This window comes from Proteobacteria bacterium CG1_02_64_396, from assembly GCA_001872725.1.
Taxonomy (GTDB): Bacteria; Pseudomonadota; MNWR01; order CG1-02-64-396; family CG1-02-64-396; genus CG1-02-64-396.
In genome coordinates this window covers 1-15,951 of the sequence record MNWR01000101.1, presented here as the reverse complement: position 1 = coordinate 15,951, position 15,951 = coordinate 1, and the positions used below count along the sequence as shown (strand labels likewise).

Annotated in this window: 13 protein-coding genes; 4 read left to right on the top strand and 9 right to left on the bottom strand. The window is 64.1% G+C overall.

The window, feature by feature from the left end; translation table 11 throughout:
- Positions 1-140: 140 nt before the first annotated feature.
- From AUJ55_11900 to AUJ55_11890, 3 genes are all read right to left on the bottom strand, one after another.
- Positions 141-344, bottom strand: coding sequence for a hypothetical protein (locus AUJ55_11900; protein ID OIO54427.1), 204 nt, complete (start codon positions 342-344; stop codon positions 141-143).
- Between the two features lie 100 nt (positions 345-444).
- The gene (locus AUJ55_11895) at positions 445-879 is read right to left on the bottom strand and encodes a tRNA-specific adenosine deaminase (GenBank protein OIO54426.1); all 435 of its coding nucleotides are present in this window, start codon (positions 877-879) and stop codon (positions 445-447) included.
- A gap of 2 nt (positions 880-881) precedes the next feature.
- Complete coding sequence (locus tag AUJ55_11890; GenBank protein OIO54425.1) at positions 882-1,943, bottom strand: hypothetical protein; 1,062 nt, start codon at positions 1,941-1,943, stop codon at positions 882-884.
- Positions 1,944-2,051: 108 nt separating this feature from the next.
- Here AUJ55_11890 and AUJ55_11885 point away from each other — a divergent pair, with 108 nt between their 5' ends.
- The 3 genes from AUJ55_11885 to AUJ55_11875 all read left to right on the top strand — a co-directional run bounded on the left by AUJ55_11885 (position 2,052) and on the right by AUJ55_11875 (position 5,773).
- Complete coding sequence (locus AUJ55_11885; protein OIO54424.1) at positions 2,052-3,089, top strand: aldo/keto reductase; 1,038 nt, start codon at positions 2,052-2,054, stop codon at positions 3,087-3,089.
- 463 nt (positions 3,090-3,552) lie between these two features.
- A complete protein-coding gene (locus tag AUJ55_11880; protein ID OIO54423.1) occupies positions 3,553-4,371 on the top strand; it encodes a hypothetical protein in 819 nt (272 codons plus the stop codon).
- A gap of 661 nt (positions 4,372-5,032) precedes the next feature.
- Positions 5,033-5,773 carry a hypothetical protein gene (locus AUJ55_11875; protein ID OIO54422.1) on the top strand — a complete coding sequence of 247 codons (741 nt, stop codon included), beginning with the start codon at positions 5,033-5,035 and terminating at the stop codon, positions 5,771-5,773.
- A 296-nt stretch (positions 5,774-6,069) separates the two neighbouring features.
- On the opposite strand, the gene AUJ55_11870 is transcribed toward AUJ55_11875, so the two are convergent.
- The 6 genes from AUJ55_11870 to AUJ55_11845 form a co-directional block, all read right to left on the bottom strand.
- Positions 6,070-7,491 carry a nitrogen regulation protein NR(I) gene (locus tag AUJ55_11870; GenBank protein ID OIO54421.1) on the bottom strand — a complete coding sequence of 474 codons (1,422 nt, stop codon included), beginning with the start codon at positions 7,489-7,491 and terminating at the stop codon, positions 6,070-6,072.
- Between the two features lie 13 nt (positions 7,492-7,504).
- The gene (locus tag AUJ55_11865; protein OIO54420.1) at positions 7,505-8,566 is read right to left on the bottom strand and encodes a hypothetical protein; all 1,062 of its coding nucleotides are present in this window, start codon (positions 8,564-8,566) and stop codon (positions 7,505-7,507) included.
- Positions 8,563-9,555, bottom strand: coding sequence for a tRNA dihydrouridine synthase DusB (locus tag AUJ55_11860; GenBank protein ID OIO54428.1), 993 nt, complete (start codon positions 9,553-9,555; stop codon positions 8,563-8,565). Before AUJ55_11860 ends, AUJ55_11865 begins: the two co-directional genes overlap by 4 nt.
- A 257-nt stretch (positions 9,556-9,812) precedes the next feature.
- The gene (locus tag AUJ55_11855; protein OIO54419.1) at positions 9,813-10,616 is read right to left on the bottom strand and encodes an inositol monophosphatase; all 804 of its coding nucleotides are present in this window, start codon (positions 10,614-10,616) and stop codon (positions 9,813-9,815) included.
- A complete protein-coding gene (locus AUJ55_11850; protein ID OIO54418.1) occupies positions 10,613-11,437 on the bottom strand; it encodes a nucleoside triphosphate pyrophosphohydrolase in 825 nt (274 codons plus the stop codon). The genes AUJ55_11855 and AUJ55_11850 overlap by 4 nt, the downstream gene beginning before the upstream one ends.
- A complete protein-coding gene (locus AUJ55_11845) occupies positions 11,434-11,718 on the bottom strand; it encodes a hypothetical protein (protein OIO54417.1) in 285 nt (94 codons plus the stop codon). Before AUJ55_11845 ends, AUJ55_11850 begins: the two co-directional genes overlap by 4 nt.
- Before the next feature lie 811 nt (positions 11,719-12,529).
- Here AUJ55_11845 and AUJ55_11840 point away from each other — a divergent pair.
- Positions 12,530-15,436 carry a hypothetical protein gene (locus tag AUJ55_11840; protein OIO54416.1) on the top strand — a complete coding sequence of 969 codons (2,907 nt, stop codon included), beginning with the start codon at positions 12,530-12,532 and terminating at the stop codon, positions 15,434-15,436.
- Positions 15,437-15,951: the final 515 nt, after the last annotated feature.

Here is a 15,951-nt window from a genome sequence, read left to right as displayed (position 1 = left end):
GGGGGGTAGAGGGGGCCGAAGGGGAACAAGTGTTAAAGGCGCAAAACGTTCAAGGCGTTAAATAATCGCGCCGAGGGCGGCGCTCCAACCAGTCTACAAAACAGGAAGGGGGCGGGCGGTTGCGCACCGCCCCCTTTTCGTCACGCCTCGATGGGTCGGTCGAACACCAGCACCACCCGGTCCGATTCCCCGAAAGCGGCCGAGGGGAGGATAACCTGATTGAGATGCCACCCCTCTTTCCCCTCCCGGTTCAAGGTCTCTTCCAATCCGGGAATGTCACGCGAGTGCAGCAGGCCGGAGCCTTTTTGCTCCAGGGTGACGGTGCGGTAGGCGTAACGGGTCATGGGTCTCTCCTTGGGAAAACAGCGTGGGATGAAAGGGCGCTCAATCATGTCCGCTGAGGAATGATTGCCTGTGACGCAAATGCCAATTGTTCGGCGGAGTTCAATCTTTTCCGATGTCTTCGGCCCAAAGATCGGGTTTGGTCTCGATCATCCGCCGCATCAGCGCTTTGCACGACGCTAGATCGAGGTCGACCACCTCGACCCCGTGGGCCTCCATGAAGGCGCGCGCCCCAGGAAAACTCTCCGACTCCCCCGCTACCACCTTGGGGATGCCAAACTGCACCACCGCGCCCGCGCACAGGTAACAGGGCATCAGGGTCGAGTAGAGCACGGTGTCGCGGTAGGAGCCGATGCGCCCTGCGTTTTCTAAACAGTCGATCTCGGCGTGCAGGGTGGGACTGCCCTTTTGCACCCGGCGGTTGTGGCCGCGACCGATGATCTTGCCACCCTGAACCAGCACCGAACCGATGGGGATTCCCCCTTCGTTCCAGCCTAACGCGGCCTCCTCGATGGCCGCTTGCATGAAGATATCCACAGTTACCTCCGCGTTTGCAAAGAGTCGAGCCAGTGCTCCTTGGCCGCCGTAATCAGGGGGCGGCACTTGGGGCAGACTCGGTGGGCAGTGTTCAGGGCGACCCAGGCGTCGTGATAACCCAGGGCGGCGGGAGGGGTGTTCATCAGGCAGTCGCGGGGGTGGTCGTAGTAATCTTCAAGCTCGAAGAGCATGTGGCCCAGCTCGTGGGCCATCAGCACCGCCCCCAGCCCCTCGGCGGCCTCTTCGGCGGGCAGATCGGCCTCGTGCAGGTATTCGATGTTGGTGAAGCCGACCAGCGAGGCCATGGCGGCGTGCCCCCTGCCGTTGGGGGCGTGGGGGCTCTTTTCCCCCATCCCCCCCATCTTGGCGTGTTTGAAAATCGTGTGGGGGTAGGGGTTGTCGAGTAGGTCGTAAAAGATGGCGGTGTTGGTCAGCATGAAGTCGTAGCCGCGCTGGCGCCGGAAGACCTCCATCCAGTTCGAGGCCAGCTGCCAAGGGCTCTGCTCCGGGGTGAAAACCGACTTGCCCTGGTATTGCAGCGCCTTGAACTTGGCCAGCTTCATCTCCCAGGTTTGCATTAGGTAGCGATGAAAGTCGGCCAGGGTCGCCCCCGCCGCTTTTTCGGGGGGGAGGAAGCCGAGCAGCTCCTTGAGGTCGAACTGCCGGTAGAATTGCTCCTGCTCGTTGTTCATCTGACGGGAGACCGATTTGCGCAGCGGGTAGGTCGCCTCTTTGGGGTGGGCCGTGCCCAACACCCCGGTAAACCAAGGGCCGATGGGGCGCACCTCCAACGGCAAAAAGGTCAGCTTTTGAAGGGCGAAGCGCTCTTGGGCCACCTGTTGGGCCACCTTGACCGCCTTTTCGAGGGTGGGTTGGTCCAGACCGGGGAAGCGGTCATCGACCAGATACACGGTGCGGATGGTGATGGGGACCTGGGCGTCGAAGGCTTGGTCGATGCGCTCGTCCTTCGATCCGCAGGCGCCCAGCAGCGCAGGCAGCAAGAGCAGCGGCGCCAACAGGGTGAAGCAGCGGCGGAGGATCCCCGATGGGGGCAGCTCCGTCACGGGGAACCCGACTGTCTGCCTCCGGTTCGGTGGGGCACCACGCATTGTTTTTATCCCTTATTTAACGGCGTCGCTCCGGCGCCTTGCTCGAAATTCCTCGGAGGCTTCATGGAGTACCGCACCCTCGGCACCACCGATCTTCAAGTCAGCGCCATCGGCCTGGGCACCATGACCTGGGGGCAACAAAACATCCCGGAGGAGGCCTACGCCCAGCTCGATCTGGCGGTCGAGGCGGGGGTGAACTTCATCGACACCGCCGAAATGTATCCCGTCCCGGCCAAGGCTGAAACCCAGGGGGCGACCGAGACGATCCTGGGGCGGTGGCTCAAGCGGCGGGGCGGCAAGGGCGATTTGATCGTCGCCACCAAGGCGGCGGCCCGTGCCGATTGGCTCCCCTGGTTGCGGGGCGGCCCCCGTTTGAACCGCGATCACCTGCGCCGCGCCGTCGATGCCAGCCTGCAACGGCTGGGCATTGAAACCATCGACCTGTACCAGATGCACTGGCCCGAGCGCAAAACCAACTATTTCGGACGGCTCGGTTACAACCATCAGCAGGGGGATGAGGGGGTCGCCATCGAGGAGACCCTGGCGGCGCTGGGGGAGCTGGTCGCCGAGGGGAAAATCCGCCACGTCGGCCTTTCGAACGAGACACCCTGGGGGATGATGGCCTTTCTGCGCGCCGCCGCGCAGCAGGGATTGCCCCGGATGATGAGCATTCAAAACCCCTACAACCTGCTCAATCGCACCTTCGAGATCGGCTGCGCCGAGGTTGCCGTCCGCGAATCGATGGGGCTGTTGGCCTACTCCCCCCTGGCGATGGGGACCCTGGCGGGCAAGTACCTGGCCGGCGCCCGCCCCGCCCAAGCGCGGCTCACCCTCTTCCCCCAGTTCAACCGTTACATGGGGGCTCAGGCCCAGGCCGCCACCGCCGAATACGTCCAGTTGGCCCACAGCTCAGGTTTGAAGCCGGCCCAAATGGCGTTGGCATTTGTCACCAGCCGCCCCTTCGTCACCAGCAACCTGATCGGGGCGACCACGGTGGAGCAACTGCGGCAAAACCTCGACAGCGCCAAGGTGGTGCTGAGCCAAGAGGTGCTGGAGGCGATCGAGGCGATTCAGCGCAAGTACCCGAATCCGGCCCCGTAGGGTTGCCGTGGCGGTTCAGGAAACGCCGATTCAAGGCTCCTGCCTTGAATCGGCACGCCTGGCAAAAACCAAAAGTAGGCGCCATGAGGCGTCGTCGTTTTGGCTTGGCTTGCAAAATCACCTGGGCTTCGGCGACTTAGGTCGCCTCCTACGTTCCCGATTTTGGCGGCCCATCCGTGGGCCGCTCGGAAGCGCTAATCAATCGGCGCTTCCTTAGCCGTGCCCGATGGGGAAGAGGGGATGCGGTCAGACGAAGGGGGAGCACGCCGACGCGCAAGGGGGTGTGTCGACCGCATCCCGCATGCTCCCCCACTCTGGCTGTGCTCATCCCGACCTCCGCTCATCCCGAACCTGTCGAGTTAAGTGGGCCGATGAACCCCGATCCACCCCACTACCCGCGTTGCTCCCCGCTTCGCAACCGGCGAGACTGCCGCCACGGTGCATCGGCACAAAGGAGAACATGATGGGCGACGACATACTGACCGCTTTACGCATTGGGCAGCGGCGGGCTTTGGGGGGGCGGGCGCTGTTGTTGGGCGACCGGCTCGACTTGCGCTCCCTCGAAACCACCCGGGTTCTGGCCCGTTCCCCCCTGACCATTCCTGCGGGGGAGCGGGGGGTGGTGGTGCTGTTTCGCTACGGGGCGGCGGTGCTCTTCGACCTGACGCCGCTGGAGGAGGTCGAGTTTGTCCGGCAGATAGAGCCTCTGATCCGCGATCCCTTTGGCGAGCCGGAGTTGGAGCAGGCGGCGGTGGCGGTCGATCCCGACCGGGAGGAGGGGATCGACGAAAGCGGAAAAATCGTCGTCCACGAGGCGACCATTCCCCGGTTGCAACTGCTGGGCGACATCCTGGGCAAGAGTGTGGTGCTGGCCCGCTACGAAAAGGCGGTGGCTGCCCAGTTCGATCAGATCGAACCGTTGGCCAAGGCGTTGCAAGAAAAGGGCTCCGGGGTGGCGACCGGCAAAAACCTGCTGCAACAAATCGGGGCGGCGCTGCTGATCGAGCAAAAGACGGTGGGAAGGGTCGAGGTGACCGAAAAACCCGAATTACTCTGGGAGCGCCCCGAACTGGAGCGCTTTTACGCCCGATTAGAAGACGAATACGAACTCCACGAACGACAACTGGCGCTGGACCGCAAACTGGCGCTGATCTCACGCACCGCCCAAACCCTGCTTGATTTGCTCCACACCCAACGTTCGCTGCGGGTGGAGTGGTACATCACCCTGCTGATTATTTTTGAGGTGTTGTTGACGCTGTATGAGATGTTTGTGCGGGGATAGGGGTGGGCTTGAGCCAACAAGAGCTGCAAACGTTGAAGGCTTTGGAGCTTCACCTGCTTGAACCGAACGCGCCGCTCGCAACCCTGCTGGCCGACGACGTTGTCGCATTCGGGCCTCGGGGCGGCGGTACAACAAACGGGCGACACTGGCGCCACCTACCACGTTTTTTGCGTAGCGTGCCGATTCAAGGCAGAAGGCCTTGAATCGGCGTTTCTTTAAAGGCCCGCGATCTGGGTTGCAATGCCGCCTTGACCACCTATCGCACCGTGCCACCGCAGTCACCAAGGGGTTGAGCGCCAAGTGCTGCGCAGCTTGGTGTGGTGGCGTGATGGGAGGGGGGCGGGTGGTGTTTCGTCAGATGCGCAAGAGCTCCCCCGACCTTACCCGGTCGGAATACATCCTCAACATGCTGGTCTTCCCGGTGCTCGTGACGCGGCTGCTTTTGGGGGGTGGTTGGTGTGGCGGGGGCAAGGGGTTTGCCGAACCGGATGGGATCCCGTAAAAACGCGGGTCGGCGAAATCCAAAAAACGTGTAGGAGCGCCGCCCCCGGCGCGATTAACGATTGTTTTTGACGTTGATTATTTGGATTGGATGGCAAACAAGCCCAAGGTAAAACCCATGGAGGTGGTCATGACGACGGCGGCAGCAGGAATCGCAACGATGCAACGGTGGATCGGCCTGATCCTTTTGGTCCTGGCCTTTCCGGCTCAGGCGGGGCAGCCGAACCAAGATTACGCGGCGGCGATCCGCGACGCTTCGGTGGCGCTGCCCACCGAGGTGGTCCACAACCTGGTCGCCATCACCCCCGACAATCCCAATTTGGTGTGGAGTGCCGACCACACCAAGCTGTTGGTGGTGGCTTGGAAGAGCCAATCCAGTTACGACAGCTTTTACAAGGGTCAAACCGCTACCGCCCCCTCCGAGGCCTACGTCACCTGGGTCACCGCAGCCCCTCAGGTGCAGCGCTTCTGCCAAGCCTTCACCCAGTCTCACCCGCAAGCGACCCTCGCCGACCTCAACCTGCGTTTGAAGCAATACCTGGGGCTCGATCCGAGCTGGAGCTACGACCTATTCATCGAGATGTGGGTCGACCCGGCCCAGATGTTCCGTCCCTGCGTCGACCCCGAAATCGATGACGCCACCTGCAACCTCACCTTCGGCAAGACGGTGCCCAGCGTCCCCGGCATCCACGACTATGCCGCCTTTTTCAATAACCTCTACACCACAGACTACCGCACCGCCTCCGGCCCCCCCTGGACCGGCCTGGGTTACACCTTCGATTGGGGCAATCCCAAGTTCGAAGAGGGGGGGAGCGAGTTCATTTTGGTGCCGGGGGCGGGGTTTGAGATTAAGCGGACGGTGGGGACAGGGGATTATTGTGGTTCAGGGGGGGGACAATGATGCCGAATATGGGGGGTTGAATGGGAGCAATCCCCCAAGCAAGGCGTTGAAACTCAAGGGCAGCCCTACAAGCTTTATCGGCCCTTCCGAGCAGCCCAAGGAGGGGCTGCCAAAATCAGGAACGTAGGAGGCGACCTAAGTCGCCGAGGCTCTGCTGATTTTGCAAGCGAAGCCAAAACGACGCCGCCTCATGGCGCCTACTTTTGGTTTTGGCGAAGCGTGCCGATTCAAGGCAGGAGGCCTTGAATCGGCGTTTCTTTAAGGCTGATTTACAGGCTCCTCGCCTTGCCTGTTCTTTACCCCTCTGAAACCGGCCTCCCCCGTCCCCGCCCCGACAAACCATATTCGGCCATCTTTTTACGCAACGTATTGCGATGGATCCCCAGCATCAAAGCCGCTTCGACCTGGTTTTGGTTGGTCCGCTCCAGCACCCGCTCGATCAAGGGGCGTTCGACCTCAGCCAGCACCACCTCCATCAAATTGACCGGACGGTTGCCGTCCAATGACCCGAAGAACCGGTCAAGCACCTGCCCCACCGTCTCTGCCAGTCCCAGCCCCTCGCGTTGCTGCTGCATGCTCTTGGGCAGGTCGGCCACGGTAATCCGCTCCCCCGCCACCAGCACCATCAGCCGCCGCACCATGTTTTCGAGCTCGCGCACATTGCCGGGCCAAGGGTGGCGGACCATGCGCTCCAGGGCGCCGGGGGTGCAGTCCTTGGGTTTGATCCCCAGCTCCACCGCCACCTTTTGGATGAAGTACTTGAGCAGCAGCGGGATATCCTGGGGGCGATCACGCAGGGGGGGGATCTCCAGCGGCATGACGTTGAGGCGGTAGAAAAGGTCTTCGCGGAAGCGGCCCGAGGCGACCTGCTGCTCCATGTCTTGATGGGTCGCGGCGACGATGCGCACGTCGGCCTTGATCGGCATGGTGCTGCCGACCGGGGTGAACTCCCGCTCTTGCAGCACCCGCAGCAGCCGGGTTTGGGTCGAGAGCGGCATGTCGCCGATCTCGTCGAGGAAGAGGGTCCCCCCCTTGCCCTGCTGGAAGTAACCGCTGCGTTTTTGCACCGCCCCGGTGAAGGCGCCCCGCTCGTGGCCGAAAAGCTCGGCCTCCATCAATTCGCTGGGGATCGCTGCCATGTTGACCGCCACGAAGGGGCCGGCGGCGCGGCGGCTGGCGCGGTGGATCGTCTGGGCGACCAGCTCCTTGCCGGTCCCCGATTCGCCGTGCACCAGCACCGCTAGTTCGGTGGGGGCGACCCGGCCGATGGCGCGAAAGAGTTCTTGCATCGCCGGGGCCTTGCCGATGATCCCCGGCGCGCTGCCGGTCTCCTCTTTGGCAGCCCCTTTGCCCGCCGACGCCTGGGTCAAGCGCTGCGCCAGCTCTAAGGCGATGTCGAGGTCAAAGGGCTTGGGCAGGTACTCCGCCGCGCCGCGACCGAAGGCGTCCACGGCGGTATCGACGGTGGTCAGGGCGGTCATGATGACCACCGGCAGATCGGGGAATCCGGCTTGAATCTCGCGCAGCAGATCGAGGCCGCTGACGTCGGGCATCGAAACATCCAGAAAGATCAGGGAGGGACGAACCTCGGCCACCCCCTCAAGTACCCCCTTGCCCGACTCGAACTCCCGCACCTCGAATCCGGCGCCGCTCAAACGGCGGTTGAGCACCCAGCGGATCGAACGGTCGTCGTCGACGATGAAAATCGGTCGGGTCATGGAGGTTGTTTCCTTACTGTTCATCGGAGCAGGAGGGGAGGTAGGTGTGGATCGCCAACCCGCCGTGCGGTTGATTTTCGGCCACGATCAAGCCGCCGTGGGCCAAAACAATACGCTGGGCCACCGTCAAACCAATGCCCATGCCGTTGCGTTTGGTGCTGAAGAAGGGGGTGAAAACCCGTTGCAGCAATTCGGGGGGCAAGCCTGGGCCAAAATCGCGGATCGTCACCCGGATCAAGGGGCCGGAGCCGGGGGAGGATAACTTGAGATCGGAGGCGGCTGCAGTTGTCAGGACGATTTTGCCCTCACCCCCCATCGCCTCCAGCCCGTTTTTGGCCAGATTTAGGAAGAGCTGGATCATCCGGTCCCGGTCGCCCAGAACGGGGGGGAGCGAGGGATCGAAGATCGCCTCGGGTTTAAGCCCGAAGGCGGGATCCATCTTCAGGGTCTGCACCACACGGTCGAGCACCTCGTGGATGTTGACCGGCTCCTGCTTGAGTTTGAGCGGTTCGGTCAGGTTGAGCAGATCGTCGACCAGACGGCGAATGCGGGCAGTCTCCTCGATAATCATGGTGACCATTTTTTTTTGGTCGTCGCCGTCGGCCTCCATGCCGAGCAACTGCGCCGCCCCCTGAATGCCCCCCAGGGGATTTTTAACCTCGTGGGCGACCACGTGGGCCATCTGGGTGAGCAGGTTGAGCTCTTCGATGTGGTGCTCGCGCCGTCCCAAAGCGGGGTGCTCTCTGGGGATGACGTGGACCAAAATCCCGCCGCTGAGCAGCTTGGTGGGAGCCAGCTCGATCTGGGCCGGTTTGGGGGCGCGGCCGGGTAATTCGAGCATCCCTTCGCGCAGGATCACCTCGGCATGACGCATCCGCACCCGCTCCAGCAGGGGGGCGAGCAGGCCGCGCAGGGGGGTGCCTTCGCGCAGAGGGGCTTTGGTCAGGGTGGCGGCGCCGCTCTCAAGCCATTCTTGGGCGGCGTGGCTGACCCAGACGATGCGATCATCGGGGCCGACCACCATCCAGCCGCCGGGCAGTTCGTCCAAAACCCGGATTGCTTCGGCAGAAATCACGCCGTTTCCCCCTCTAGCCGGTCGCGCGCCTCTTCGAGCAGGGCGGTGAGGCTGGCCCAATCGGGGGCGTGGTGGATCGCCTGGCGCAGGGCGCCGGAGCCGGGCAAACCGTGGGTGAGCCAGGCGGCGAACTTGCGGGCCAGCATCAAGCCAATCCGCTCGCCGTGGTGGATTTTGAGGTCGTCGAAGAGCCTCGCCATGAGTTCGACGCGCTGGGCGGGGGTCGGGTCGGCGGGGACCGGCTGCCCCTGCAAATGGGCGAGAATCTGGCCGAACAACCAGGGGCGCCCTAAAGCGGCCCGCCCGATCATCACCCCGGCAACCCCGGTTTTGAGCAGCGCCTCGGCGTCTTCGGGGCTGGCCACGTCGCCATTGCCGATGACCGGAATGGAGCGCGCGGCGGCAACCTCCCCGATGATTTGCCAGTTGGCGCGCCCCGAGAACATCTGCGCCCTGGTGCGGCCATGAACGGTGAGCATGGCGATGCCAGATTCTTCAGCGATGCGGGCGATGCGGTGGATGTTGATCGAGGCCTCATCCCAGCCCAGACGGACCTTAAGGGTCACCGGCAGGGGGGAGGCTTTGACGGTGGCGGCGCAGATGCGTCCAACCAGCAGCTCGTCGCGCAGCAGCGCCGACCCGGCCAGACCCTTCACCACCTTTTTGACCGGGCAACCCATGTTGATGTCGATGAAGTCGGGGTTGAGATCGGCGTGGATGCGGGCCGCCTCGGCCAGCATCTCGGGGTCGCTCCCCGCCAGTTGAATCCCCACCGGCCGCTCGTCGTCGGCGATGGCGGCCATGGCGTGGGTCTTGATCGACCCCTGCACGGTGGCGTTGGCCGACAGCATCTCGCTGACCACCACCCCGGCGCCGAACCGTTTGGCCATGCGGCGGAAGGGGAGCGAGGTGATTCCAGCCAGCGGGGCCAGCAGCAGGTTGTTGGGGGCGACGACGGGACCGATGTGCAGGGGGCGCAGCAGGGTCATGACGGTTGCCGGGAGGATGGGTTGTGACGGCGGGAAATCCCCCCCTGTCCCGCGAAAATCCCCCCCGACCCCCCTTTGAAAAGGGGGGGGGGTATTCGGATGGGGGGCACGGACGCTCATGTCCCCTCCCTTTTTCTAAGGGGGGGACGGGGGGATATGAGGGGACGAACGAACCCCGACCGCACGGACCGGAGGGCGGTCGATAAACGCGGCGCATTCACCATAGCGCTCCCCACCATGACCATCCTCCCCATCCCTTACGCCTGCCCGAGCTGCCCGGCCCTGACCTGGGCCAACACTTCGAGCATTTCTCGGTGCACTGCGGGGGCGCCGCCGACGACGTTGCCGCTGCGCAAAAAGTCGCTGCCACCTTCAAGGTCGGTCACGAATCCACCCGCCTCTTGCAAAATCAGGGTGCCGGCGGCGATGTCCCAGGGGGCGAGCCCCAACTCCCAAAAGCCGCCAAACCGCCCTGCGGCGGTGTAGCACAGGTCGATGGCGGCCGAACCCATGCGGCGCACCCCGATGGAGCGGGGGAGCATCGCCCGGAATTGCGGCATGTAGGGCTCGATCAACTCGATCTTCTTGAAGGGGAAGCCGGTGGCCAGCACCGATTCGCGCAGTTTGGTCTCGGGGGACAGGCGAAGGCGGCGGTTGTTGAGCTGGGCGCCACTGCCCCGCTCGGCGGTGAAAAGCTCGTCGTGGATCGGATCGAACACCACTCCGGTCACCACCTTGCCCAGGGTGACCGCCGCAATCGAAACCGAGACGATGGGCAGGCCGTGGATGAAGTTGGTGGTGCCATCCAGGGGATCGACCACCCAGGTGATGGCGGCGTCATTGGCACCTTTGAGTCCCTCTTCTTCGCCGAGGATGGCGTGGCCGGGGTAAGCGGCCAGGAGGGTTTCGCGGATGATCGCCTCGCATTTGCGGTCGACGGAGGTGACGAAATCCTGAGGGCCCTTCTTGGCGACGTCGAAACGGTCCCGTTCGCCGAAGGAGCGGCGGATTTCGGCTCCGGCGGCGCGGGCGGCACGGACGGCGGCAGGCAGCAAACTCATGGTTTTTTCTCTTCGATGTTGGACGATGTTTCGGTTGATGCACGTTGCATTCGTTTGGCCTCTTGCCACCACTGCTCCATCTGCTCCAGATCGGGGTTGCCCCCCTGGCTGCGAGCCTGTCGGATGTTGGCCTCGACATGGGTGAAGCGTTCGACAAAGCGCAGGGTGGCGCCGCGCAGGGCGAATTCGGGCCGCACCCCCAGCATCCGGCCCACGTTGACCATGGCGAAGAGGATGTCGCCGAACTCCTCTTCGGCCCGCTCCATTTCGCGGGCCTGAATCTCGGCCTCGAATTCGTGCACCTCCTCCACCAGCTTGTGGATCGCCTCCAACGACGAGGGGAACTCAAAGCCGAGGGTGGCGGCACGCTTTTGCATCTTGGCGGCCAGGTGCAGGGCGGGCAGGCCCCGCGGCACGTCGGCCAGCCGCGAGGCGCCGCCGCGCTCGGCATCCTTGATCGCCTCCCACTGCTTGTCGTGACTCTCGGCGTTGCCGGCGGCGGTGTTATCGCCGAAGACGTGGGGGTGACGGCGCACCATCTTGTCGACGATGGCGGCAATCACCCCCGCCATGTCGAAATCGCCCCGTTCTTCGGCCAGCCGGGCGTGGAAGACGATTTGCAGCAACAGATCGCCCAATTCCCCTTTAAGCCCCTGTATATCGCCCGACTCCAGGGTGTCGAGCACCTCGAAGGCCTCTTCGATCAGGTAGGGCTTGAGGCTGTCGTGATTCTGCTGCAAGTCCCAGGGACAACCGGTTTCGGGATCGCGCAGCCGAGCCATCACCTCGGTCAGGGGGGTCAGGTCGACCGGTTGGCTCATCGTTTGTTTTCTTCCGGTTTGGGACGGTAGAGCACGGCGATGCGGCCAACCGTTTGCACCGTTTCGGCTTTGAGTTGATCGGCGATCTGCTCGATCAAATCCTCTTCGCGCTCGGCGGCGGGGGGGAGTTTGACCTTGATAAGTTGGTGGTGGGCCAGCGCCTCGTCGATCGCCTTGACCACTTCGGGGGTGAGCCCTTTGGTGCCGATGATGACCACCGGTTTGAGGCCGTGTGCACGGCTACGCAAAGCGTGACGCTCACTGCCGGATTGGGTGTACATGGTGTGTCCTACGTGGCAGAGGGGGAAAAGCCGCGGATGATACTCGACCCGGTGGACGGGGGCATCCCGCGCTTGTTGGTGCCGGCAAAAAAAAACCGCGCCTGGGCAGGCGCGGCTTTGAGGGTGGAGGGGAAGAAACGAGCATGGAATCAACACTCCACGTCGGATCAACGACTCAAGTAAATAAGAATATTCGAATGTTGTCAATAATAGGATTAGCGGAGGGGGTGGGGCACAAAAGTGAGGATTGGTAGGGGTTTGGGTTGGTGGAGTGGGGCGAGTGGGGGGTGTAGGAGCGGACTTCTGTCCGAGAATGAAGTAGGCAACCCCGCCACCCCAACCCCACCCCGTCCGAGGTGCTCACTGGAGGGACGAGCGGCATCGCGTCCGCCATTCGTTCCAAAAACAAAAGCGGCCACGACGGAGCACACCCCTTCGAATAAGCAACAGCGGGCCTTGTCGCCGAAACGCGGCGGCCCACGTTGTGGTCACCCCAGCCGCTCACTTTTGAAGCAACAACCGACCTGCTGAAATCCACCCCAAGCGACCCACGACCACAAGGGGGTGGCGCGTTGGGCTGTGCCGCCTAAAAATCCACGCCCTGCCGCATTCTGCCCCCTCTTCCAGGAGCAACCCGGGCCCCTATGACCCCATCCCCCCACAAATCGCCGATCCTCTTCCTGGCCGCCCTGCTGCTCTTCACCTGGCCGCTGCTCGGCATGTTGGTGGGCCATCCGGTCGGGGTGGGGAGCTGGCTGGGGATCATGGTGTGCTGGGCGGGCGCCATCGCCTTGATCTTCCGCATCCGCACATGAGCGTGGCCCACCTCGATCCGATGCTGGTGCTGGGGGTGTTGGTCGCTTACCTGGGGCTGCTCTTCGGCATCGCCTATTGGGCCGAGCGACGCGGCGGCATCCGCCATCCGGCCATCTACACCCTGGCGATCTCGGTCTACTGCACCTCGTGGACCTACTACGGCTCGGTGGGGACGGCGGCCGAGACGGGGCTGCATTTTCTCACCATCTACCTCGGTCCGACGCTCGCCATGATTCTGGCCCCCTATTGGTTGGAACCGATCCTGCGCCTGACCCACCGCTATGGCCTTGCCTCTATTGCCGATCTGCTCGCTTTTCGCTACCGCAGCCGCTCGGTCGGAATCCTGGTCACCCTCGTCGCCCTGATTGGCGTCGTCCCCTACATCGCCCTGCAAATTCGGGCCATCGGTGGCTCGATGGCGGCGCTGACCGGTCTCGATCCCCAGGCGGAGTTCTCGTTCGTCATCACCGTTATTTTGGTCGTTTTTTCGGTCCTTTTCGGCGCCCGCCATTTTTCGATGGAGACCCGGCAGGAGGGGCTGGTGGTGGCGGTCGCCTTCGAGTCGCTGGTCAAATTGGTGGCGATCCTCGTTGCCGGGGGGCTGGCGTTGGTCACCCTGGGGGGGCTGGATGGGCTTGACCGGGCGTTGGTCGATACGGGCTTAAGCGAAACCCTGGCGGTGCAGCCGGGCGAGAACGGGCAGTGGTTCACCATGCTGCTGCTGGCCTTCTTCGCCTTCATGCTGCTGCCGCGCCAGTTTCACATGTTGTTCACCGAGAACCGCGACCCGGCCCACGTCCGCTCGGCCCGCTGGGGGGTGCCGCTCTATCTGTGGTGGATCACCCTGCCGACGGTGCCGATCGCGGCGGTGGGGCTGGCGCTCGGCCTGAACTTGCCCCCCGATTACTTCGTCATCGGCCTGCCGCTGGCCACCGGTCATCCCTGGCAGGCGCTGCTGGTACTGGTGGGGGGATTTTCGGCCTCGGCGGCGATGGTCATCGTTTCGGCGGTGGCGCTGTCGACCATGACGATGAACCACCTGCTGCTGCCGGTCGCCTTCTCCCCCGCCCGTACCCCCGACTTCTACCGCTGGCTGTTGCAGGGCAAGCGGTTGCTGATCGCCTTCATCATCCTGTTGGGCTACCTCTTTGCCCAGGCGTTGGGCAGCCGCTCGGGGCTGGCCGCCATCGGTCTGGTCTCGTTCGCCGCCATTTTGCAATTCGTGCCGGGGATGCTGGGGGTTCTGTTCTGGACCGGCGCCACCGCCAAGGGGGTGCGCTGGGGTTTGACCGGGGGGATGGCGGTTTGGCTGCTGACGCTGGTGGTGCCGGTGTTGGTCCGCTCGGGGGTGTTGCCCGGCGGCTGGCTGGAGGTCGGATTGTTCGGTCTGTCGTGGCTCCACCCCGAGCACCTGTTCGGCATGGTGGGCATCGACCCGTTGTCGCACGGGGTGTTCTGGAGCCTGCTGGTCAACGGCGGCCTGTTCTGGATCGTATCGATGCGCGACCACCCCACCCCATCCGAGGCCGAAGCGGCCCTGCTCTGCCAAGAGGAGCGGGTCGCGCCGCAGGTGGTGGTTGAGGGGGTGACGAGTCTGGGCGAGATCGAGGGGCGGTTGGCCGAGGTGCTGGGGGCCGAGATGGCCCGACAAGAGATCGAGGCGGCCCAGGCTGCGACCGGGGTTCGTGCCATCACCGACCCCGGCGACACCGCCAGGGTGCGGGCGCAGTTGCAACGTCAACTGTCGGGCATGTTCGGCCCCACCATCGCCCACATGGTGATCGACCGTCGCCTGGCCGGCACCACCGCTCCCGCCGCGATTGCCGACACCATCAAGATCATCGAGCAGCGGGTGGCCCAGGCGCGGGGCAACCTGGGCGATTTGACCGGCGAGCTCGACCGGCTGCGCCGTTACCTCGACCAGATTCTGGGCGTCGCCCCCATTGGGGTGGTGGTGCTCGACCGCAGCGGGCGGATCACCCTCATCAACGAAAGCATGCGGCAGATGGGCTGGGTGCAGGGGGGGGCGGTAACCGGGCGGCATTGGCGCGAGGTGCTGCCCCAAATCGCCCCCTTCTTAAGCGCCGAGCTTGAAGCGGTGACCGTCTCCCAGGGGTCGGGCGCCGCCTGGCGAGGCCGCAGCGCGCCGCTGCCCCCCCCCGAGCAGGGGCGGGTGGTGGTGATCGAAAACGTCACCCGGGAACGGGAACTGAACCGCCAACTGCGCCACGCCGACCGGCTGGCGACCATCGGCCAGATGGCGGCGGGGATCGCCCACGAGATCGGCAATCCCCTGACCTCAATCCACTCCCTGGCGCAAAACATGACCGAGGAGGACGACCCCGGTTTCTACCGCGAGGGGGTGGCGCTGATCCGCAGCGAGAGCGAGCGGATTGCGGTGATCGTGCGTGAACTGCTCGATATGTCGCGCAGCGACTTTGAGCCGCTGGAGCCGATCGACCTCTGCGAGGCGGTCGATCAGGCGTTGGGTCTGGCCCAAATTCAGGCCAAACGGCGGGGAATCGAGCTGCGCCGCGATCCCGATTGCCCCCGCGATATGCGGGTACTGGGGCAGCGGCAGCGTTTGGTGCAGGTGCTGCTCAACCTGATCGGCAACGCGGCCGAGGAGGTGGGGCAGGGGGGCAAGGTCTGGGTCGCGGTCCACCGCGCCGAGGGGGGGGTGAGCATCGCGGTCTCCGACAACGGCCCCGGCATTCCCGACGAGCTGCTGGAGCGGATCGCCGATCCCTTCTTCACCACCAAATCGGCCGGACAGGGGACGGGGTTGGGGCTTTCGGTGGCGTTGGGGATCGTCGAGGACCACCACGGACGGTTGACCTGGCGCAATCGGCCCGAGGGGGGGGCGGTATTCACGGTGTGGTTGCCGCAGGTGGCGGAGTAGGGCGCAAGGGTGCGGCAAGGTGTGCGGGAAGGGGGGGCGCCCGATTCCAAATCCCAAGAGATCGATCGGCAGATGGCGTTGATTTTCAGCGAATTTAAGTCGGTCGGGTGGAGCGTGGAGCCTGGGTTCGAGCGCAATCGACCCGCGGCCTTGGGTGGGTCTGCCACAAACCACACCTCCTCAGTCCTGCTTGATAGGGGTCGGGGAGGGGCGACCCTTCCCGATCCCTATCGAAACCTGCTGCTTCCTAGCGGGGTGTCGCCTCCGATTGCGGCATTCGACCCCCACCTGTCCCCCCCCTGCCCGGGGGAGGGACGCTCAAAGGGGGAGCTAGGAGTCTGTCGGGCTTGAGCGTCCGTAGCGAGCCGAGTGGGGAATCGAGGCGGAATTTTCACGGTTTTGAGGATCATAGTGGTGTCTATGTGACGAAAAACCGGGGAAATTTGGACCGATTACCCGCCGGCGCACGACTGCATGGATGCAGGAGGTAGAGCAATGCAGGAGCAATTGCCGAG